The sequence below is a fragment of the Cyclobacterium sp. 1_MG-2023 genome (assembly GCF_030546805.1).
GTDB lineage: Bacteria > Bacteroidota > Bacteroidia > Cytophagales > Cyclobacteriaceae > Cyclobacterium.
This window is the reverse complement of the sequence record NZ_JAUOPC010000006.1, coordinates 62872-83793: the sequence shown is the minus strand read 5'-3', so window position 1 is coordinate 83793 and position 20922 is coordinate 62872. Positions and strand designations below refer to the sequence as shown.

Below are 20922 nucleotides of genomic sequence, written 5' to 3'. Positions count from 1 at the left end.
TTACCGCTATCGCTCAAACTTCGACCAGTAATCCAACTGGTCTAAGTTTAGCGGAGCGTAACTTAGACCTAAAATTATGAAAGTTTTCAACTTTCCTAATCCATTGCTGTAATTTAAAATGTAATATGAAATCGTTAACTTCATGGAACATAAAAAAATGATTCGCGTGGATATCCAATCAATCAAAGTCGACCTTAGCCATTGGCTCACTGAGCTTCAAGATCTGTCTGTCCTTGAGCAACTTCAAAGCATGAAAGCGAAACAAGAAAGTTCTTTGAAATTAAATTCCGAACAGACGAAGGAAGTGGACAGTAGGCTTGAAAAATATGAAAATGGGGAAATGAAGTTCTCGCCTTGGGAGCAAGTTAGAGAGAGAATAAAGAGTGGTTTGGTCTAAAATTTAGAAACGTGTAACTTAGATATTTAATGTGTTTTTCAGCATTATTATTTTAGTAAAAATCTAGATGTTTAGACCCACTCAAGGTAAAAACTTGCGACATGATGGGACTAAGTTGCTGCTATCGCTTAAATTTTGACCAGTGTGGAATCCTGATTCGTTTCAAATTTGCTGTATATTCTTGATCTACTGTGATAACAGCAATAAACTAAATTTAAAAATCGTTAACTTTAAGAGATAATAAAAAATACTCCAATGGATATTGCGGTAAAATACAAGATCATATCGGAAATCATCAATAGTAATGATGAGCATGTTTTGAATGCGGTCAAATCGCTTTTAAAAATTGATGATGAAGTGGATTTTTGGGAAGAGTTAAGTACGGATGACCGCGCGGCTATCGATGAAGGTTTGGCCCAACTTGATAAAGGCCAGTTTGTGTCTCAAGAAGCTGTTCGTGATGAAATCAAAAAACGGTTTAATTTTTAGATTTGAAATTATCAATCCGCTATTCTCTCCGTGCCAGGCAAGAAGAAATGGAATTGCTTGATTATGTTCTTCAAAACTTCGGACAGAAGAAGGCAAAGGAAATATATTTCCTCCTTGAAAAAAGACTGGATCAGTTATCAGGATCTCCTGAGATGTACCGTGAATCTAATAAAAGGAAAGGTTTAAGAAAATGTGTCTTTAGTAAACAGACGAGCATATATTACCGGATCAAAGAAGATCATATTGAGATCGTAAGTTTTAGACCTAACCGTAAAAATCCCAATAAATTTATGGTTTAATCTGTACTCTACTGGTCTAAATTTTAGCAAATCATAACTTCGACCAGTAGAAATAGTAAAGGATAGGGTTATTTTCCCGTCTGGTCTAAGTTTAGCGGAGCGTAACTTAGACCTTAAATGACGAAAGTTTTCAACTTTCAAACCTAGACTTAGGTTGCAAAAATAATAGGTATAAGTCCCTTTCCTCCTGCATAGTCAATGGCACTACTATACTGATAATGTTCAGGTGTTGTTACGAGTCCTGCTTTTACAGGATTTTGATGAAGGTAATCCAATCGCTGCGTCAGCATTTTTGCATTAAAAAGTTCTATAGGGTGGTTACTTTGTTGCCAGAATTGAATTTTTTTATTGTTGGCATTTCTTTTACCTGCCCTGCCAAACATCCAAAGCATCCACTCTTTCCTGCTTTCTTTTTTAACAAAGCTTTGGAAGTATGCCGCTTCTAGTCCCTCATAATATCTGATAAGTTATCATTTTCAGAACTAATGATAAGGTGCAAGTGGCTAGGCATTATGCACCATGCATACAATTCAAGACCTTTATTCTTACTACAAAAAATCAGAGAATCTACGATGATTTCAAAATATATCTTTCTCGTAAATACATCAATCCGGTTTACTGTAGCAAAACTTACAAAATAAAGTTCAAGGGAATCATGGAATACATTTTTTCTGCCAATAAAACTATCATGTCTAGATTTTTGAAATTAACTTTAGCAATGCGGTTTTAAACTATTATAATTTAGTGAAAATCTAGATGTTTAAACCCACTCAAGTTGAAAACTTTTGACATGATGGGACGAAGTTACCGCTATCGCTCAAACTTCGACCAGTAAAGGACTTGTAAAGTACAAAATAGGGTTATTTACCAAAGATGATATATACAGGCAAGCAAAACGAATATTTTGAAATTCAATCCATTGACTCTACTAACTGTAAACACCTGTTAGAAAGTCAACCGGAAGTTTTGAAATTGATCTGGTTTACCTCTGACAATAACAAACTGCTGATAGATGGGATTCCTTATACTTTCAATAAAAACCAATTGCTAAGCTTGTCTCAGCTCAATAAGTTGGAATATGAGAAAATCAATGCCATCAATTTATTAAGGTTCAACCGACAGTTTTATTGCATTTTGGATCACGACAGTGAGGTCAGTTGTAAGGGAGTCTTGTATTATGGAGCGGCCACTCCACCCATTATAAAGGCAGCCGATAAGGAACTGGAAATACTGGAAACGGCTTGGAAAATGGCCGTGCTGGAATTTGAAATGAAGGATGACCTTCAACTAGAGATGCTTCAGATGATGCTTAAAAGGATACTTATTCTATGTACTCGTATCTTTAAAAGACAGCAATTTAATGAAAGTCCTACGCCCAAACAAAATGATTTGTTTAGGGAATTTAATTTTTTGGTGGAAATGCATTTCAGGGAAAAACATTCTGTAGCTGAATATTCAGAATTGCTGTTTAAAGCCCCTAAAACTATCTCAAACACCTTCAAAAAGTTATGTGAAAAAACACCCTTGCAAGTCATTCAGGAAAGAATTGTTCTTGAAGCACGTAGGATGTTGTATTACACGGAAAAGGACATTTCAGAGATAGGGTATGAGTTGGGTTTTCAGGACATTCAATCTTTCAGCAGGTTCTTTAAAAACCAAGAAGGGATTTCTCCGACGGAATTTAGAGATAAAAAATAATTTGTCTTGAATTTAGAAGATAGGCTAGGTAAATGGGTTTCGTACGATTAATATTTAGAGTAAATAATGATGCCTGGATTTAAGTATTGATATTCTCCACCAAACTAATCCACGAAGGTCCATTTTTAGAAAAGTAAATGATTAGGTGTTTTTTAAAATTGTTTTTAAATCAGCAGGGGAGTAGTTAATGGACTTTAGTGTTTTGTTGTCTTCCTTGCGATAGACCAAAAATACCTCATCGGATTTAACATAATAGCAGTCGGTGCCTTTACTTTGGTAATGTGCAACTGTGGCTATTGCCTCCTCTTCATTTTTACAGGCCTTGCTCATATTGGACCTTTGAACCTCGTCAAAAAGGCTTTTGAATTGATCTGCCAAGCCAAACTCCAACACTGCCCCGGATAAAACATACTGGATATCACATAGTGCATCGGCTACTTCTACCAAGTCATCATTGGCAATGGCTTCTTCCAATTCCTTCAATTCTTCTGCGATTAATGAAACCCGAAGTTTGCAACGGGATTTATCAGGGATAACCGGTGAAGGCAAAATTGGATGCTTAAAAGTCTGGTGAAAATCGGCTACCGCTGTTAAAGTCTTGGGATCTTTCATAGTGATTTATTCTTCTGTTTTCAAAGAAAAAAAATGTAGGCTTATGAAACCAGTATATTTCAAATAAATTATTAAAAAGAAGTATTTTGATTTCCGGAAATTTAATTGAAGCAAAATTGAAACTGCATTTTTAACTTTTTCTTGCCAAGTATTTTCTACTGAAAATTGATCAATAACGCTTCTTAATTTGTGAGACATTAATAATTTATTTTTAACGAAAATAAACAAGGGCTTAACCGGCAGTTTATTAGGGGATTATGAAATTGAATGGCTTTAAGTATTAAATATGAGTTAATTTTAGCGGCTGTTTTTTTAAGCATTGTGAATTAAAATAATTATTATTAAGAGACTTTTACTTTCAAATAGGCTTTATGGCAAAAAAGGCAACAAGTAGTACCTCGAAAATTTTTGTACTTGATACATCGGTCATTTTATATGATCACCATTCCATTATGAACTTTGAAGAACACGATATAGTCATTCCAATTACTGTATTGGAGGAACTGGATCAGTTTAAAAAAGGGAATGATACCAAGAATTTTGAATGCAGGGAATTTATCCGGCTTCTAGACAAAATTTCCGAAGATCAGATGATTCAAAATTGGACACCTTTGAATGGAAAGAACAAGGGTTCCTTTAAAATCATGATGAACCCGGAAAATAAGCTCAATGCCAATGAGATCTTTGGAGAGGAAAAGAATGACCATAAGATTCTAAATGCGGCATTAAGCCTTAAGCAAACGGAAACGAATAGAAAAGTAATCTTGGTGAGTAAGGACATCAACTTAAGGTTGAAGGCCAAGTCTTTGGACATTGCGGCAGAGGATTATGAAACAGGCAAGATTAAAAATATAAGTGAAATAGAAAATACCGGCAAGGGGATTATTGACAATTTAGACAATGAAATAATTGATGACCTGTACGAAAAAGGTAACCTTGCGGGAGCAAAAGTTTTTGGGAAAAGGAAAAAAAACCTACCGGAAAACAATACTTTTTACATTTTGAAGGGCTTGGAAAGCAATGCTTCCATCTTGGCATTTTATCATGCGGAGCAAAATGATTTCTCAAAAATTTCAAAGACAAAAGCTTACAATATAAGTCCCAAGAATGCCGAGCAGGCATTTGCTTTGAATGCCATATTGGATCCCAATATAAAGCTGATGACCATACAAGGAGTGGCAGGTACAGGTAAAACCTTGCTGGCACTTGCCGGTGCTTTGGAGCAGCGCAAAAATTATAAGCAAATATTTTTAGCTCGACCAATTGTGCCTTTGAGCAATAAAGACATTGGTTATTTGCCCGGGGATATCAAGTCCAAGTTAAACCCCTATATGGAGCCACTATGGGACAATTTAAAGTTTATCCAAAACCAATACCAAGAAAGCGACAAAGAATACCAAAGGATCAATGACATGATCAATCAAGAAAAATTGGTCATTCAGCCACTTGCTTATATTCGGGGGCGCAGTTTGTCCAATATTTTTTTTATTGTGGATGAAGCCCAAAATTTAACGCCTCATGAGGTGAAAACCATCATTACTAGGGCGGGAGAGAATACAAAAATAATTTTTACCGGTGATGTTTTCCAGATTGATACGCCTTATCTGGATAGCCAAAGCAATGGCTTGTCTTACCTTATTGATAGGGTGAGAAAACATCCATTGTATGCACACATCAAACTTGAAAAAGGGGAAAGGTCTGAATTGGCCAATTTAGCCAATGACCTGCTTTAATTAGGAATATGCAATAGGTTTACTATTGCATATTCCATGTCTAATGTTTTAATTAACTTTCAGTAATGGTGTTGAGTTTGGCCAGGAAGCTGTTGTAATACTGCCTTCCCACTTGAACAACATCTCCCGTTTTAAGGTTAATTTCTTTGGTGTTGAAACTTTCTATTTGGGCCAACTGGACGATGTAGGATTTTTGCACCCTCAAGAATAAATTTGATGGAAGTTTTTCTTCCATGTCCTTCATTGATTTCCTAATGGTAAAATTTCTGTTTTTAGAGAATATCGTCACCATATTGCCATTGGCTTCCACATAATAGATGTCGCTATAATCTACTCTTTCAAAGCTATTGTCAGCTTTTATATAGACCGCATCCACTACCAGATAAGGGCTTTCTGCTATTTTTGAAGAAGCACTTTCGGATAAAGCAGGTCTTGTTCTCTGATTATAAAGTACAATTTCAACCATAGCATGGATATCGTTGCTATTAAAAGGCTTCACGATAAACCCGGCTGGATGTGTTCTTTTTGCCCTTTCTATTATGGCTGGATCACTATAAGAGGTTACATATACAATAGGTGCATCCACCATCTGCTGTATTATTTCTCCCAATTCAATACCATCTTTGTCACCTTTCAACTTGATATCCATAAATACCATGTCCGGGCGGTATTTTTTTACTACTTTGATGGCTTGGTTTGCAGAATTGGCAATATCAATATTTACATAACCTAAAAGTTGCAATATTTCTTCAATATTTTCGGAAATATTTATATCGTCCTCAACGATCAGTATCCGTTCTTCTTTCATTTCTATACTGTTTTAATTGAAAAATCTAAAAATTAACACTTCAACGAAATTTACAAATAAAATACAAATAAATGCACAGAACAACCAATTAACTGACCATTTGATTTCATTATTTTTTCTTAAAATGGTTATAAACTCATCAGGTCTTTAAATCTAGCGGCCTGCCTTCTACTTACTTCAATCCGTTCTCCTCCCTTTAATGTCACTACCAGCCCACCGTTAAACCAAGGTTCGATACTTTCTACCCAACTTAAGTTTATGATATGTTTTCTGCTAGCTCTAAAGAAAGACTTTTCATCCAATCGCTCATCCAATGCATTCAATGACTTGTGAATCATTGGTTTATTTTTCTCAAAATATACTTTGATATAATTACCATCAGATTCAAACAACCTTACATTTGCCAATTTTACAAACCAACATTTGTCGCCATCTTTAACAAAAACCTGATCGTTTAAGGAAAGTTTGTCCTTAGGCAAATCAACCTCCAAAGCCTCTTCTTTTTTTAATTCCTCAAGCTTTTTCTCGAGTTTTTTAAGCGTTTCTGTTAATCTATCCGGCTCAATTGGCTTCAGTAAATAATCCAAGGCATTAACTTGAAAAGCCTGTAAGGCAAATTCATCATAAGCGGTAATAAATACCACCAAAGGGACATAGTCCAACTCCTCAAGTAGGTCAAAACCTGTTTTTTCAGGCATTTGAATATCCAAGAACACCACATCAGGTTGTAGGGATTCTATTTTTTCTTTGGCCTCGTCCACATTTGGTGCCTCCCCTAGAATCTCAATATTGTCATTTTGACTAAGTAAGCTGATAAGCTCTTTTCTAGCCAATCTTTCATCATCTACTACTAATACGCGCATACTATTTATATTTTAACCTAAATTTAACCTTTTTGTTTTGGTATTTTTATTTCTGTAACCACAAATTCATTTCCATAATTGAAAATCTTGAAAGAGGCCTTGTTTCCAAAAATAAGTTTTAACCGTTGAATGGTGTTGGCAATACCGTGCCCCTCTCCCTTTTTCTTGGGTGTTCCGGAAGGTTTTAATTGCCCACTGTTTCTTACCCAAATGTATAAATCATCTAACAGCCCTACTGTACATTTGACTTCTATAATTCCCCCTTTCATCAAATTTGAAATGCCATGTTTGATGGCATTCTCAACAATTGTCTGAAGCATCATAGGTGGAATACGGTATTGATTGGTCTTGGGTTCTACATCGTAAATTACTTTTAACCGCTCCTCAAAACGAATGGATTCAAGGTTCAAGTAGTCTTTCACCGTCTTCATTTCTTCAGATAAGGGAATGGTTTTGTGCTTGTCCACCACTAAGGAATACCTTAAAATATTGGACAGTTGGGTAATGGCAGATTTGGCTTTAATTGGGTCTTCATCTACCAATGCACGGACACTATTCAGTGCATTAAATATAAAATGAGGATTTAGTTGATTGCGTAAGTGTATCAATTTAATTTCATTGATTCTGGCCTGGTATTGAAGACTGGAGTTGTAGTTGTCTAGAAAATAGAATAGAAAATATAACAAGGACCACAGGGAATAATAAAGAAAGCTGGTAAACAGATTGACCATCAATACCAAAGGTCGAAAATCTTGAGGGTAATGTAAGGTGCCAAAAATCCAATTGATTAGGATTTGTGAAAGGGTATTCACCAAGCTCAAAATCAATACAGCTGTCAATACGTGGCTAATTAGCTTAGTGGTAGGGAATTCAAGCCAACTATTGTGTTTAATTTGATACCTAAAAAAATGTGTGGAGACAAAATAGACAATGGCCAAAGAAAAATAGGCACCAATCTGAATGGGGGTAATACCGCGAGCCATGGATACAAAAAACAGGTTGACCAAAGCAAAGCTCAGCCAACCAAAAATTTGTAACAACCAATATAGCTTGTTTTTATTCATTCAAATCCCTACTTCCTCCGGCAAAATTATGTTACTGTAATGTAGCCGATTTGTTCAAAGGTATTTTATCAAGAATTTTATTAATCAAATCACGGGTGCTTACATTGTCAGCTTCTGCTTCATAATTTAGGATTATCCTGTGATTGAGTACATCTTCTGCTACCTCCTTGATGTCTTCAGGCAACACATAATCCCTTCCCTGCATAAAAGCATTGGCCTTGGCTGCAAGGTTGAGGTTAATGGATGCTCTTGGAGATGCACCAAATTGAATGTACTTCGCCTCCTCATGCATGCCGTATTTTTCAGGGAATCTGGTGGAAAATACAATCTCAATGATGTAATTCTCTAATGCCTCTGCAATTTGCACTTCATTGATGGCATTTCTTATATCGAAAATTTCTTCTTTGTTTAAAATAGGACTTACCTCAGAAGTGAATTTTGAATTGGTCATTCTCCGCATGACTTCCAATTCATCAGCTTTGGAAGGGTATTCTATATTCACCTTCATCATAAACCTATCTACCTGGGCTTCAGGTAATGGGTAAGTCCCCTCCTGGTCTACAGGGTTTTGGGTGGCCAAAACCAAAAAGGGTTTGTCAAGGGAAAAGGTATTTTCACCAATGGTAACTTGTTTTTCCTGCATCGCTTCGAGCAAAGCGGATTGCACCTTCGCAGGAGACCTGTTGATCTCATCCGCTAAGATAATATTGGAAAATATCGGCCCTTTTTTAACTTCAAAATTTGCATTCAATTGGTTGTAGATCATGGTACCTATCAAGTCAGCAGGTAACAGATCGGGGGTAAATTGAATGCGCTTAAAATCCAGATGAAGCACCTTCGAAAGGGTGTTAACTGTCAGGGTTTTGGCAAGGCCCGGAACCCCCTCTAATAAAATGTGTCCATTGGTAAACAAGCCAATTAAGAGTCTGTTGACCATCTTTTCCTGACCAACTACAATCTTTTTTACTTCATTTATAACTTCCTGAATCTTTTCCTGATGCATAATGGATATTTGAAATTTCTATTGATATTTTGCCTATAAGAAGCCTAAATTAGAATAAAACATTCTTTATCACAATTTAGAACCTTTTCTTCTTTTTCATTTTTCTACTGTTGGTACTTTTATAGGGCTCGCCGGAATGTGGTTTTCCTGAAATTCCTAAAGAAGAATAAATGGATTCTTGGTCAAAAGACCTAACTTCTCCTACCTCAAAACCTTCGATCGTTAAATTTTCTACTGACCACCTGACTAGGCGGAGGGTGGGAAAGCCTACAGCAGCAGTCATTTTTCTTACCTGTCTATTTTTCCCTTCTTTAAGACTTATTGCTACCCAAGAGTCAGGAACATTTTTTCTGTAACGAATAGGTGGGTCCCTTTCCGGTAACAGCTGTTCAATATCTTGAATTGGTTTTGCTTTGGCTTTTAAGGTTTTATGGGGTCTTTTATTCACAGTTATGATTACCCCTTGTTCCAAGTCTTGCACGGCCTTGTCTGTGATTTCCCCTTCTACCTGTACCCAATAGGTTCTTTCATGTAAATAAGTAGGATCAAGCAATAAATGATTGAGTCGTTTGTCATTGGTTAATATGAGTAAACCTTCGCTGTCTTTATCTAACCTACCTACAGGGTAAACGTCAGAAGGAAAATCTCCAAGTAAGCCTAGTGTGTTTCCATCACCGCTAAATTGACTCAAAACACCAAAAGGTTTATAAATGATATAATAACTAAATGACATATTATTTGGCTTACCTCAGCAATTGAAATAATTCGTTTAATTGAGGGGTAAGAATAATTTCTGTCCTCCGGTTTTTTGCTCTTCCTTCAGGAGTTTCATTGGATGCTTTGGGGTAATAGAAACTCCTTCCGGCTGCTGTTACTCGTTCTGGCTGTACATCATAGGCATTGGTTAAAACACGAACAATGGCCGTTGCCCTGGCTGTACTCAATGCCCAATTGTCTTTAAACCTGCCCCTGATTGGAACATTGTCAGTGTGCCCTTCCACCAATATTTGAATGTCCGGACTGTTGTTTATCACTGCTGCTAATTTACTCAAAGCTTCTTTTCCATCTTTATTTACTGTGGCACTCCCTGAAGGAAACAATAACTTGTCCTGCAAGGAGACATACAGTTTTCCATCTTGTTCATAGACTTGAAGTTCATCAGACCGGTATTGAACCAAGGCTTTGTCAATGGTTGTTTTTAGGCCTTCCATAACAGCTCTTTGTTCATCCAGCAGGTTTTGCAGCAGATCTAGCCTTTCCTGTTGTTCCATCATCCTTTGCTCCTTTGCAGTAAGCTCTTGCTGCACAGAAGAAGAAGTTGCAATGGCCCTTTCAAGTTTGGCCTCCAATGCTTCATTTTTTCTATTGGATGCCTCTAATTCTTCACCTAGCTTATCTGCTTTTTTAATAAAGGCTTCAAGGCTATTATTGGTGCTGTCCAGCTTGTTTTCTGTCGCTCTTAAAGAACGCATCATTTCTGCATTCCTTATGTTTACTTCGTTGTATTTCTTTTGCGGTACGCATGAGTACCACAGTGGTATTATCACTACGATACTTCGAAAAATTATCTTGTTCCACATAATTGTCTTGTTTTAAGTAATCTGTAACGAAAAACATACCAATTTAATGGCTTCTCTTCGAAATTTGGCTTTTTTACACAAATAGTTCAGGAAATCCTGCTCCAATTCATTTCGTTCTTTCTAAGTCTAGACAATTGATCAGCGATGGGTTTATTTTCTAACTCCTTAAGGTGAGGGTCTTTCTCCAGAATTGATTGTGCTGAAGCCCTGGCTTGGACCAAAATTTCGCTGTCTTTGCCAATGTCAGCAATTTTTAAATCCGTAATTCCCGACTGTTGAGTGCCGGCCAAATCCCCCGGGCCACGGAGCCTAAGGTCTACATCAGCAATCTCAAATCCATCATTGGTTCTTACCATCGTGTCCAACCTTACCCTACTGTCTTTGCTTAGTTCATATTTACTCATTAATATACAATAGGATTGGTCTGAGCCTCTTCCTACCCTGCCTCGCAATTGATGGAGCTGGGACAAACCAAACCTTTCGGCATTTTCGATCACCATAACGGAAGCGTTTGGTACGTTTACCCCCACTTCGATTACCGTGGTTGCCACCATTATCTTAGTTTCGTTTTTGACAAATCGATTCATCTCAAACTCCTTATCAGCAGGTTTCATATTGCCATGTAATATACCAACAGGCAGTTCAGGGAAAGCCCTACAAATACTTTCATAGCCATCCATCAGGCTTTTTAGGTCACTTTTTTCAGAATCTTCAATCAAAGGATATACGATATATACCTGTCGACCTTTGGCGATTTCTTTTTTCAAGAATCCAAAAACTTTGAGCCGGTCTTTGTCATATCTGTGAACAGTCTGTATGGCCTTTCTGCCTGCCGGCAATTCATCAATCACAGAAATGTCCAGATCTCCATACACCGTCATGGCCAGAGTTCTGGGGATAGGCGTAGCAGTCATTACCAGTACATGGGGATAGAAATCACTGTTTTTACCCCATAATTTCGCTCTTTGGGCCACACCAAATCGATGTTGCTCATCAATAATGGCAAGGCCTAATTGCTGAAAGACCACCACATCCTCCAAAAGCGCATGGGTACCAACCAATAGGTTCAACTCACCCGATTTTAAAGCTTCATGAATGATTGCCCTTTTTTTCTTACTAGTAGATCCGGTAAGTAAGGCAATCTTCAAGCCCATTTGTTCCGAAAAATCTTTTAAGCCTTCATAGTGCTGGGTGGCCAAGATTTCTGTTGGGGCCATCAGGCAGGTTTGGTATCCTGAATCTACAGCCACTAATAGGCAGATAAAAGCGACAATGGTTTTTCCTGAGCCTACATCCCCCTGGACCAGACGATTCATTTGAAGGCCGGATTTCAGGTTGCTGTAAATTTCCTTAATCACTCTTTTCTGCGCGTTGGTAAGGTCAAAGGGAAGGAATTCTTTGTAAAACTCGGTGAGCAAGCCTGTTTTGTCCAAAACCTTTCCTCTGAATTTCTCGGTTCTCGCCAAGTTCATTTTCAATAAGCGAAGTTGCAAGAAAAAAAACTCCTCAAACTTCAAACGGTAAAGGGCTTTTTTTAATGCTTGCTGGCCCGAGGGAAAGTGAATTTCCTTGAGTGCTACCGGCTTTCTTTCCAAACGCAAGGTTTGGCAAAGTGAAAGTGGAAGGGTTTCAGGAACCTTAGGCAGAACCAATGGCAATAAGGTTTCCATGATTTTGGAAATACCTTTACTGTCCAGGTACCTGCTTCTTAATTTCTCAGTGGTGGGATAAACCGGCTGGAAGCTTGCCTCTTTTTCTTGCTTATTGGTAAGGGGTTCGATTTCAGGATGTGCAATGCTGATTTTTCTACCATATTGCTGTGGTTTCCCGAATACTACCATAGGAACCCCTTTGACCAGTCTTTTACTTACCCACTGAATGCCTTTAAACCAAGTTAACTCTATGACTCCGGTCTCATCTCTAAAGTGGGCCACTAGCCTCTTTTTTCTACCATCACCGATGATTTCTAAAGAGGAAACGGTTCCCACAAGCTGCACTTGCTGAAGGTCTGATAGGATGTCCGCTATTTTATAATATTTTGTCCGGTCTTCATACCTGAAGGGATAATGTTGTAACATTTCACCAAAGGTGAAAATATCCAACTCCTTATTGATTAATGCGGCTTTTTGAGGGCCAACACCTTTCAGGTATTCGATTTTAGTATCAAAGAATCCGGACAAATCTAACTAATTAATATTTCACAGATACTTTTCTTTCAGTCGGGATTCAAGGGCTTTGATTTCCGGCCTTTTTCCGATAAATGCAGTTAACAACTCCGCTTGGTTTTTGGACCGGTGAAGATTTTGTTCTTTATATTCTATTTGATAATACACATTGCCCATCAAATGATCCGTTAAAAAGCGCAGTCCCATGATAAGGGTCATCATTTCTGCACCAAAAGGAATTGATTCCATTTCTTTTTCAGTGATCTGTCCTGCCAATATGGTATAAAAGCCTTCCAATAAGCCTTCATATTTAACCATGTCAATATGAATGTTTCCCCAATCTAAGGAGGACTCATCTCTGGTACAAGCCACTGTTCGGGCAAGATCCCCAAAATCATAAAATACAAAGCCGGCCATGATGGTGTCCAGGTCGATTACAGCATTGACCTTCTTTAGGTCTTCACTAAAGATCAGGTTATTGATTTTGGTGTCATTATGCGTAGCCCTAAGTGGTAGCTGATCACGGTAAATTCTAAACTGCTTCAATAACTCCTTTTGGGTCTCATAATAGGCGATCATCTCCTCTGTTTCCTTGTCGATTTTAATGGCAGGATTTTTTAAGGCTTGATCAAATTGTTCATACCTCCATTCCAGGTTATGGAAATCTTGTATGGTATCTTGGAGTTTGCCGGGGTCTGTTTTTGAAAATATTTTGACAAAGTAAGCAAAAGCTTCCGCAGCAATTTCAGCTTGTTCTTTTTCTTCAATGTCATCTCTGGTTAGTCCGGTAACGAAGGGGAAAAGACGGTATTGTCCACCGTCTAATGTTGTGAATAGTTCGCCTTTGCGGTTAGGAATAGGTAAGGGCAAAACAAAAGGGAGCTTAGCGGGGTCAAAGTTGTCCAAGAGATATCCGAGATTATTTGAGATTCGCTCAGGGTACTTAAAAACTGTGTCGTTAAATTCTTGTAATATATAGGATTTGTTGGGCCCATCCACTTTATAAGTCTTATGAATGTGACCCGAACCGAATCTATTGGCTACCATTTGGCCTTCGTCTAATGCGTAAGCAGATTTTAAGGCATCTAATATTGTTTCTTTCATAGTTGTAATTCAAAAAACCTATAAGGTTAATTATTTTGACACTTTTGGCATTTTCAAATAGTAAATTTACGATACTTTTAAATATATGTTATTGAAAGAGTTTATATTTACTTTTGAAGGCAATGCAAACACTTTAAATGTGTGTTCCGGCTTAGTTCCACAAATATTTAAAGGAATTAATTAAAATAATTGAAAAAGTTTTATTTATTTAGAAAAATTTTCTTCTTACTTGGGAGATATAAATTATTACTTCATCATCATTTGTAGAAAAAACATACCATAAATAAGTCACCATGAATATTTCAATCCTTGATTGGGCAATAATTATTTCATTTTTTGTTATCTCCATGTTAATAGGGGTATTTGCCTCTAAAACAGCAGGTAAGAACGCTAAAGAATTCTTCCTTTCTGGAAGAAACATGCCATGGTGGCTTTTGGGTGTCAGTATGGTTGCCACCACTTTTTCTGCAGATACGCCAAACTTAGTAACAGATATTGTAAGAAAAAATGGCGTTTCCGGCAACTGGGTTTGGTGGGCTTTCTTGTTGACTGGGATGTTAACAGTATTTGTCTATGCCAAACTTTGGAGACGGTCGGAGGTAACCACCGATCTGGAATTTTATGAATTGAGGTATGGTGGGAAAGGTGCTGCATTTTTAAGGGCATTCCGAGCCTTGTACTTGGGTGTCTTTTTCAATGTTGTAATCATGGCCACAGTTTCTTTGGCAGCTATTAAGATCTTTGGGGTTATGCTTGGTCTTAGTTCATGGGAGACTCTTCTAATTGTATCAGTTGTAACGGTATTTTATAGTTCATTGGGAGGTTTGAAAGGGGTATTGCTTACAGACTTTTTTCAATTTTTCATTGCCATGGCCGGAGCCTTTGGCGCAGCTATATATATTGTAAGCTTACCGGAAATCGGAAGCTTGGATGCTTTGCTTACCCACCCGAATGTATCAGATAAGTTGAATATCATACCTGATTTTAGCGATTGGAATTTACTTATCCCTCTATTCATTATGCCTTTGGCTATTCAGTGGTGGGCCACATGGTACCCTGGAGCTGAGCCGGGAGGTGGAGGATACATCGCGCAAAGGATGTTGTCTGCCAAAGATGAAAAGAATGCCATTGGTGCCACATTGTTATTTAATGTTACCCATTATGCCATTCGTCCATGGCCTTGGATAATTATTGCATTGGCTTCGCTTATTTTATTTCCTCAGTTGAGTGACATGCAAGCAGCCTTCCCTAATATTGAAGAAAGTAAATTGGGAGATGATTTGGCTTATTCTGCCATGCTTACCTTCCTTCCAAAAGGACTTATAGGAATTGTTCTTGCTTCGCTTATTGCAGCTGTAATGTCTACACTTTCTACCCATCTTAATTGGGGTTCTTCTTATGTTGTAAATGATTTTTATTCCAGGTTTGTTAAGCCGGATGCTACAGATAAAGAATTGGTAGCAGTAGGTAGAATTTCAACGGTAGGTTTAATGGTACTTGCTGCACTATTGGCAACGGTGCTTTCCAATGCCTTAGAAGCCTTTAATATCTTGCTACAAATTGGAGCAGGTACAGGATTGATATTTATTCTTAGGTGGTTTTGGTGGAGGATCAATGCCTATACTGAGATTTCTGCGATGATTGTTTCCTTTATTGTAGCCATCTATTTTGAATCCATTCATAATAAATTGGGCTTTTATCCGATTCCGGAAGATATGGCCTACCTTAAATTACTATTGGGTGTTTCCATTACCACCATTACTTGGGTGGCAGTTACCTTACTGACCAAACCTGAGGATGATGAAGTATTGCTTGCCTTCTACAAGAAGGTTAGGCCTGCATCCCATGGCTGGAAAAAACTATTGGCCAAATACCCTGATGTAAAGGAAGAATTTGGTCAGTTGCCTATGGAGATTGGTTTGATGTTAATCGCTTCAATTATGGTTTATGCAGCCTTATTTGGTGTAGGTTTCTGGATTTATGGAGAAGTATTGCCTGCTATAATAGCTTCTGTGATAGCGATTGCAGGTGGTGTACTTGTGTTTAAAGGCTGGAAAAAAATGAAATAAATCGTATTGCTATTATAAATTGAGATCATGGGAAGAAAGGTATAAAGCGCTTTCTTCCCATGAATTAGTTGGAAAATACTAATAACAGTTGGATATTAGCAGCTACCAAAATAAATCTTATGGCTAATAAAACGGCTGAAATATTAAAAGACAATAAACTAAGGGTAACGAGCTGTAGAAGAGAGGTGCTCAATACATTTCTAGTTAGAAAGATTGCTTTGTCTCACGCTGATCTCGAAGAGGCGTTAAAGGATAATTTTGATAGGGTTACCATTTATAGAACGCTAAAAACCTTTTTAGAAAACGACCTTGTACACAAGGTCTTGGACTATACCGGTGCGGCAAAATATGCCTTGTGCAACCATGGCACGGATGAAGCACATCATGACCATGAGCATGTCCATTTCAAGTGTGAAAAATGTGGGAATACGAGTTGTTTGGAAGATATTTCCTTGCCTAAAATCTCCTTGCCTAAGGGGTACAATCCCAAAGAAATGAGTCTCCTAATTCAAGGGACTTGTAATAAGTGCAAATAAATTAATAATGAACCGGTGTTTTATCCTTCTCATCGGAAGGCCAAATGATGCCCGGGGGTAAATCAATAACAGGTGGCGTGTTGGTTTCTACACCTCCATCCCCATCATCATCATTATTTTTCCTGTTTCGTTGAATTTTTGACTTAGTAAGCGTGGCCACGAAGTAAATCAATACTACGTAGGCTATGCCACATAAAATCAAATCTATCACCAGGCTATTCATCATATTGAACGTTTGATGTTTAAGTTACAATAATAATTTGAATATATCAACATGCCATCCAGTTGATTGATTCAAGATTTATTGGAGCAATGGATCGCTATATTTGTAGAAAGTGGTGGTCAAGGCTTTTGTTTCTTTAGAATGCCCAAGACAATAGTTCCTGAGTTGGGTGATTTTGATATTATGTGTAGGGTAGGGGTTTACATGGAATCACATAAATCATTATTGAATTTTGCATTGGCATTGCCTATCTAATATTCTACTCTTTGAATAGAAATTGATAAAAGTAAGTGCATGGCTACTTAGACCAATAGAATTGAATCGAAAAAGTGTAAAAAAGTGAAAAGGGATACCCAATAAACTTGCTATCTAATAGATAAGGTAAGATATTTGCCCAGCAAAATGAATATTTTAAAATGATCGTAAAGACAAAGAAATATAAACTGGAAACAGGGACCTATATCAAACAAGGGTTGATGAATATTTTAAAGGAGCAATGGTGGGTAGTTTTGATCGCTATTGCCATCGCTTGTGGCTACTTTTGGATCCCTTCTTGGTGGTGGATAAGTATGGCTATCTTGGCCTATGTTTTGTATTGGCTATTTTGGGTAATACAATTTGCGGGCGTTACACAAATGGAGCAGAACAAGGTCATGTTTGAAAAGCTTTCTTATGAAATTGATAGTCGGCAGATCCTGATGAAAATCAATAGCAAACAAGGAATGCCAATCAAATGGGAAATGGTAAAAGATGCTCAAATTAAAGATGATGCTTATATTCTTGTATTGTCGAAAGCACAGTTTATTCATCTCCCTTTCAAGATTTTCAATACCCAGAATGAGGTTAAATTTGTAGAAACAATATTGAAACGTAAAGGGTATTTGGCCTAGTAACCCAATACTTTATGATAAAATAAAAAAGGGCAGGTATAATCAATACCTGCCCTTTTTCCATTCAATTTATAAGGCTTATAGAAAGCTGTCTGCTTTTCTGTAGGCTTGGATTACAGCTTCTTCGCCCTCTTTTCCTGAGCCAAAATTCCCGTGTTCCATACCACAAACACCTTTGTATCCTTTCTCGTAAATGTATTTGAAGACATTTTCGAAATTGATTTCTCCGGTACCGGGCTCTTTTCTGCCCGGATTATCTCCTATTTGGATATAGGCAATTTCATCCCAACACATTTCCATTAAGGTAATCAGATGTCCTTCGTTTTTTTGCTGATGGTAAATATCATATAAGATCTTACAGCTAGGACTATCTACTCCTTTACACACAAGATAAGTTTGTGGGGAGTACCTTAGGTAGAGGTCAGGATTGTCACTTAGAGGCTCAAGCACCATCGTTAAGCCATGAGGTTCTAGGATTTCAGCACCTTTTCTAAGCGCTTCTATGACATTGGCGTTTTGGATGTCTAGGGGTAAATTCCTTTGGTAATTTCCAGGAACCACTGTTGTCCATTTTGCATTGACTCTTTTGGCTACTTCTACGGCCTTTTTACAGCCTTCAAGAAAAACATCTACATGTTCCTGCTTACCTGCAGCCAGTGTATTGGCACCATTTCCACCCTTATCCAAGACAAAGACTCCCATGGTCATGCCCAATTTTGCCAGATGATTGCCAATTTTTTCCTGCATGGCAGGCGTTCTTTTCATCATGCCATTGTCTTCAAGGCTTCTAAAGCCTCGCTCATGCATATAGGTTATTTGGTCTAGCAGGTCATCTCCTGCCAGATTTTTAAACATTCCAAAGTGAGGGGCATAGTCTAAATTAAATGTGGCGTCTGCCTTTATAGAAGCAGCTTGAGCCTTTTGGTTAGTGCCTACACCCACCATTCCTGCTGCGGCTGTTCCTAAGGATACGTTTCGAATGAATTTTCTTCTTTCCATGGCTTATATTACTTTGGTTTGACCTGGAATAGCATGAGGATAAAATCCATCTTCGTTTGGAACTACTTTAGGCATTGCATCCCAAGCCAGCGTTTCAGGTTTTAGGTTTATGTTAGAGTTGATGCCTTCTTCCCAGGTAACAGGTTTGCCGGAGTAAGTGGCATAACGTCCCAAGATGGAGGTCATTGTACTTTTTGCAGCATTTTCAGCATCAGCAAATTTGTATTCTCCTTTCACTACCGCATCAAATAACTTGTCATGCTCCACTTGGTATGGGTTGGCATTGCCTGCACCATCATGGTCATAAAGGCTATTTCCTTTTAAATCCGTTAGTTTACCAACATGTCCTGCATTCATATAGGCCTTACCTTTTGTTCCTTGGAAGCTTTCGTCAACTCGGTTGTGAGCGCCAGGGAAATGACGACATTCACTATGGATAACGGTACCATCTTCATAGGTAAAAAGCACCACATGGTGGTCAAAAATTTCCCCATTTTCTTTGCCTCTTCTTACGGTTCTTCCTCCGGTTCCTTCGGCTTTAATTGGGTAGCTATTTTTCACCCAGTTGGCGACATCAAGGTTATGCACATGCTGTTCTGTGATGTGATCTCCACATAGCCAATTGAAATAGTACCAGTTTCTCATTTGGTATTCCATTTCTGTCTGTCCCGGCTGACGTTCTCTTACCCACACACCACCGTCATTCCAGAATACTTGGCCACCAATGATATCACCGATTTGGCCATTGTGAATTCTGTCAATGGTTTGGATATAATTGTCTTGATAATGTCTTTGAAGCCCAACTACCACATTTAATTTTTTGGCTTTGGCAGTTTTAGCAGCTGCTAATATCCTACGGATGCCCACAGCATCAGTAGCCACAGGTTTTTCCATAAAAATTTGTTTTTCAAGACGCACAGCCTCTTCAAAATGATCAGGTCTAAAGCCCGGAGGAGTTGCAATGATTACAACATCCGCATCTTTCATTGCCTGTTTGTAACCATCAAAGCCTACAAATTTCTTCTCTTCCGGGACAACTACTTTATCCTTGCCATATTTTTTTAGAATACGCTCATGACTTTGATCCAAACGATCCCTGAAGGCATCAGCCATCGCCACAAGTTTGATGTTTTGTCCAGTTTCAAATGCCTGAAAAACTGCTCCTGTACCTCTACCACCACATCCAATAACTGCAATTTTTATTGCATCATCTCCGGCGGCATAAGCGCCTGGTAAAGTGAAAGGGCTTAGCATTGCTCCTCCGGTTATTAAAGCAGAAGTTTTGATAAAACTCCTTCTTTCATTACTATTATTTTCTTTCATTATTTATTGAGTTTATATTAGTAATCTTCCATTGGCTCGGTGCCATAGTATTTTTCAATATATTCTTTGCTAGGTGGTGTCAGAGGTCTGATAATCCTCATTCCTAAGAAAGGGGCTTCGGGAAACCACCACTGGCTTTTGGGAATTTGTGGGTCTATTCTTTTCCATTCAGGAGTACTTGCTGCCCGCTTGCTGCTGGTCATTTCCTCCGGGCTGTCATCATAGCTTCCACCTCTTATTACTTTAGGGTAAAGTTCTTCAGACAAGGTGGTTGGATTATCTGCTTTTGCACCACGTTTGGAATAGGCATTGGCTTCATAATGATCCATGGTCCACTCATTGACATTTCCTAAGATGTCATACAAGCCCCAAGGATTTGGTTTTTTCTGCCCAATTTCATGTGTGGTACCTTCGCTGTTGTCTTTATACCAGGCAAATTCACCCAATTGAGACGCGTCATCTCCAAAAAAGTATTTGGTGTTGGTGCCTGCACGTGCGGCATATTCCCATTCTGCCTCTGTAGGTAGACGGAAAAATACTCCTGTTTTGAGGTACAACCACCTGCAGAACTGAATGGCCCCATATTGAGTCATGGCTATCGCCGGTTTGTGCTCTTTACCCATTCCGAAAGTCATGTCCAAATAGGGAATGGAAGGTCTTGTTAAACCATCAATTTCTGGTGCCAAGGGACCTTCACTTGTGGAAGCCTCAAAGCTCTTGTCTAAAAATAATTCGTAAAGATCCCAAGTGGTCTCATGAGAAGCCATCCAAAACGGATCTATTTTTACCTCGTGTATAGGGGCTTCATCTGATGCACCATCACTGCTACCCATCTTGAAGCTCCCTTCAGGGATAGGTACCATATCAAAGGAGATTCCTGTTCCTGGAATTTCTTGTGAATAGGGTTCAAAGTTCTCAATAGATTGATATGCGCTTGCCAGAAACAAGACTGAAGAAATAGAACCCAAAAATAAAGTTCTTTTTAATAATTTTAACATGGATTAGGCTTAGGTATTCGTTAAGTTAACTACTTGTATTGTACTTCAATTTATCATAAAAATTAATTG

General features: G+C 38.1%; 24 protein-coding genes. 9 read left to right on the top strand and 15 right to left on the bottom strand.

Annotation, left to right across the window (positions count from 1 at the left end; genetic code table 11):
• Positions 1–157 precede the first annotated feature (157 nt).
• From Q4534_RS10975 to Q4534_RS10965, 3 genes are all read left to right on the top strand, one after another.
• On the top strand, positions 158–397 hold the full coding sequence (locus tag Q4534_RS10975; protein ID WP_303613219.1) for an addiction module protein: 240 nt from the start codon (positions 158–160) through the stop codon (positions 395–397).
• Between the two features lie 255 nt (positions 398–652).
• Entirely contained in the window at positions 653–886 is a 234-nt protein-coding gene (locus Q4534_RS10970; RefSeq protein ID WP_014019691.1) for a hypothetical protein, read from the top strand.
• Between the two features lie 2 nt (positions 887–888).
• Positions 889–1185, top strand: a complete 297-nt coding sequence (locus tag Q4534_RS10965; protein ID WP_303613218.1) for a type II toxin-antitoxin system RelE/ParE family toxin — start codon at positions 889–891, stop codon at positions 1183–1185.
• A gap of 149 nt (positions 1186–1334) precedes the next feature.
• Here Q4534_RS10965 and Q4534_RS24120 read toward each other — a convergent pair whose 3' ends face one another.
• Both Q4534_RS24120 and Q4534_RS24115 read right to left on the bottom strand, forming a co-directional pair.
• Positions 1335–1577, bottom strand: coding sequence for a hypothetical protein (locus tag Q4534_RS24120; protein ID WP_368509152.1), 243 nt, complete (start codon positions 1575–1577; stop codon positions 1335–1337).
• A 50-nt stretch (positions 1578–1627) separates the two neighbouring features.
• The gene (locus tag Q4534_RS24115; RefSeq protein ID WP_407933571.1) at positions 1628–1759 is read right to left on the bottom strand and encodes a hypothetical protein; all 132 of its coding nucleotides are present in this window, start codon (positions 1757–1759) and stop codon (positions 1628–1630) included.
• Between the two features lie 299 nt (positions 1760–2058).
• Here Q4534_RS24115 and Q4534_RS10955 point away from each other — a divergent pair, with 299 nt between their 5' ends.
• A complete protein-coding gene (locus tag Q4534_RS10955; RefSeq protein ID WP_303613217.1) occupies positions 2059–2883 on the top strand; it encodes an AraC family transcriptional regulator in 825 nt (274 codons plus the stop codon).
• 141 nt (positions 2884–3024) lie between these two features.
• On the opposite strand, the gene Q4534_RS10950 is transcribed toward Q4534_RS10955, so the two are convergent.
• Entirely contained in the window at positions 3025–3495 is a 471-nt protein-coding gene (locus Q4534_RS10950; protein WP_303613216.1) for a nucleoside triphosphate pyrophosphohydrolase family protein, read from the bottom strand.
• 371 nt (positions 3496–3866) lie between these two features.
• Between Q4534_RS10950 and Q4534_RS10945 the strand changes: the two genes are divergently transcribed.
• Entirely contained in the window at positions 3867–5228 is a 1362-nt protein-coding gene (locus Q4534_RS10945; RefSeq protein ID WP_303613215.1) for a PhoH family protein, read from the top strand.
• A 52-nt stretch (positions 5229–5280) separates the two neighbouring features.
• Here Q4534_RS10945 and Q4534_RS10940 read toward each other — a convergent pair whose 3' ends face one another.
• From Q4534_RS10940 to Q4534_RS10905, 8 genes are all read right to left on the bottom strand, one after another.
• The gene (locus Q4534_RS10940) at positions 5281–6036 is read right to left on the bottom strand and encodes a LytTR family DNA-binding domain-containing protein (RefSeq protein ID WP_303613214.1); all 756 of its coding nucleotides are present in this window, start codon (positions 6034–6036) and stop codon (positions 5281–5283) included.
• A gap of 128 nt (positions 6037–6164) precedes the next feature.
• Positions 6165–6899, bottom strand: coding sequence for a LytTR family DNA-binding domain-containing protein (locus tag Q4534_RS10935; protein ID WP_014019685.1), 735 nt, complete (start codon positions 6897–6899; stop codon positions 6165–6167).
• Between the two features lie 23 nt (positions 6900–6922).
• Complete coding sequence (locus Q4534_RS10930) at positions 6923–7963, bottom strand: sensor histidine kinase (protein ID WP_149393094.1); 1041 nt, start codon at positions 7961–7963, stop codon at positions 6923–6925.
• A 31-nt stretch (positions 7964–7994) separates the two neighbouring features.
• Complete coding sequence (locus Q4534_RS10925; RefSeq protein WP_303613213.1) at positions 7995–8966, bottom strand: MoxR family ATPase; 972 nt, start codon at positions 8964–8966, stop codon at positions 7995–7997.
• A 76-nt stretch (positions 8967–9042) separates the two neighbouring features.
• A complete protein-coding gene (locus tag Q4534_RS10920) occupies positions 9043–9699 on the bottom strand; it encodes a pseudouridine synthase (RefSeq protein WP_303613212.1) in 657 nt (218 codons plus the stop codon).
• Positions 9700–9709: 10 nt separating this feature from the next.
• A complete protein-coding gene (locus Q4534_RS10915; protein ID WP_303613211.1) occupies positions 9710–10546 on the bottom strand; it encodes an OmpA family protein in 837 nt (278 codons plus the stop codon).
• Positions 10547–10632: 86 nt separating this feature from the next.
• Positions 10633–12726: an ATP-dependent DNA helicase RecG gene (gene recG / locus Q4534_RS10910; RefSeq protein ID WP_303613210.1), complete on the bottom strand. Its 2094-nt coding sequence runs from the start codon at positions 12724–12726 to the stop codon at positions 10633–10635.
• Between the two features lie 18 nt (positions 12727–12744).
• Positions 12745–13815: a phosphotransferase enzyme family protein gene (locus Q4534_RS10905; protein ID WP_303613209.1), complete on the bottom strand. Its 1071-nt coding sequence runs from the start codon at positions 13813–13815 to the stop codon at positions 12745–12747.
• Positions 13816–14108: 293 nt separating this feature from the next.
• Between Q4534_RS10905 and Q4534_RS10900 the strand changes: the two genes are divergently transcribed.
• Together Q4534_RS10900 and Q4534_RS10895 are read left to right on the top strand one after the other, a co-directional pair.
• On the top strand, positions 14109–15884 hold the full coding sequence (locus Q4534_RS10900; protein ID WP_303613208.1) for a sodium:solute symporter family protein: 1776 nt from the start codon (positions 14109–14111) through the stop codon (positions 15882–15884).
• Positions 15885–16003: 119 nt separating this feature from the next.
• Entirely contained in the window at positions 16004–16420 is a 417-nt protein-coding gene (locus tag Q4534_RS10895) for a Fur family transcriptional regulator (RefSeq protein WP_303613207.1), read from the top strand.
• A gap of 1 nt (position 16421) precedes the next feature.
• Here Q4534_RS10895 and Q4534_RS10890 read toward each other — a convergent pair whose 3' ends face one another.
• A complete protein-coding gene (locus tag Q4534_RS10890) occupies positions 16422–16643 on the bottom strand; it encodes a hypothetical protein (protein ID WP_303613474.1) in 222 nt (73 codons plus the stop codon).
• Positions 16644–16709: 66 nt separating this feature from the next.
• Between Q4534_RS10890 and Q4534_RS10885 the strand changes: the two genes are divergently transcribed.
• Together Q4534_RS10885 and Q4534_RS10880 are read left to right on the top strand one after the other, a co-directional pair.
• Complete coding sequence (locus Q4534_RS10885) at positions 16710–16898, top strand: hypothetical protein (protein ID WP_303613206.1); 189 nt, start codon at positions 16710–16712, stop codon at positions 16896–16898.
• A 161-nt stretch (positions 16899–17059) separates the two neighbouring features.
• Positions 17060–17533 (top strand): YcxB family protein, encoded by a 474-nt coding sequence (locus Q4534_RS10880; RefSeq protein ID WP_303613205.1) that lies wholly within the window; start codon positions 17060–17062, stop codon positions 17531–17533.
• A gap of 78 nt (positions 17534–17611) precedes the next feature.
• On the opposite strand, the gene Q4534_RS10875 is transcribed toward Q4534_RS10880, so the two are convergent.
• The 3 genes from Q4534_RS10875 to Q4534_RS10865 are packed head-to-tail and all read right to left on the bottom strand — an operon-like array spanning position 17612 to position 20853.
• Entirely contained in the window at positions 17612–18532 is a 921-nt protein-coding gene (locus Q4534_RS10875) for a hydroxypyruvate isomerase family protein (protein WP_303613204.1), read from the bottom strand.
• A gap of 3 nt (positions 18533–18535) precedes the next feature.
• On the bottom strand, positions 18536–19855 hold the full coding sequence (locus Q4534_RS10870) for a Gfo/Idh/MocA family protein (RefSeq protein ID WP_303613203.1): 1320 nt from the start codon (positions 19853–19855) through the stop codon (positions 18536–18538).
• 17 nt (positions 19856–19872) lie between these two features.
• Positions 19873–20853, bottom strand: a complete 981-nt coding sequence (locus Q4534_RS10865) for an SUMF1/EgtB/PvdO family nonheme iron enzyme (RefSeq protein WP_303613202.1) — start codon at positions 20851–20853, stop codon at positions 19873–19875.
• Between the last annotated feature and the right edge of the window lie 69 nt (positions 20854–20922).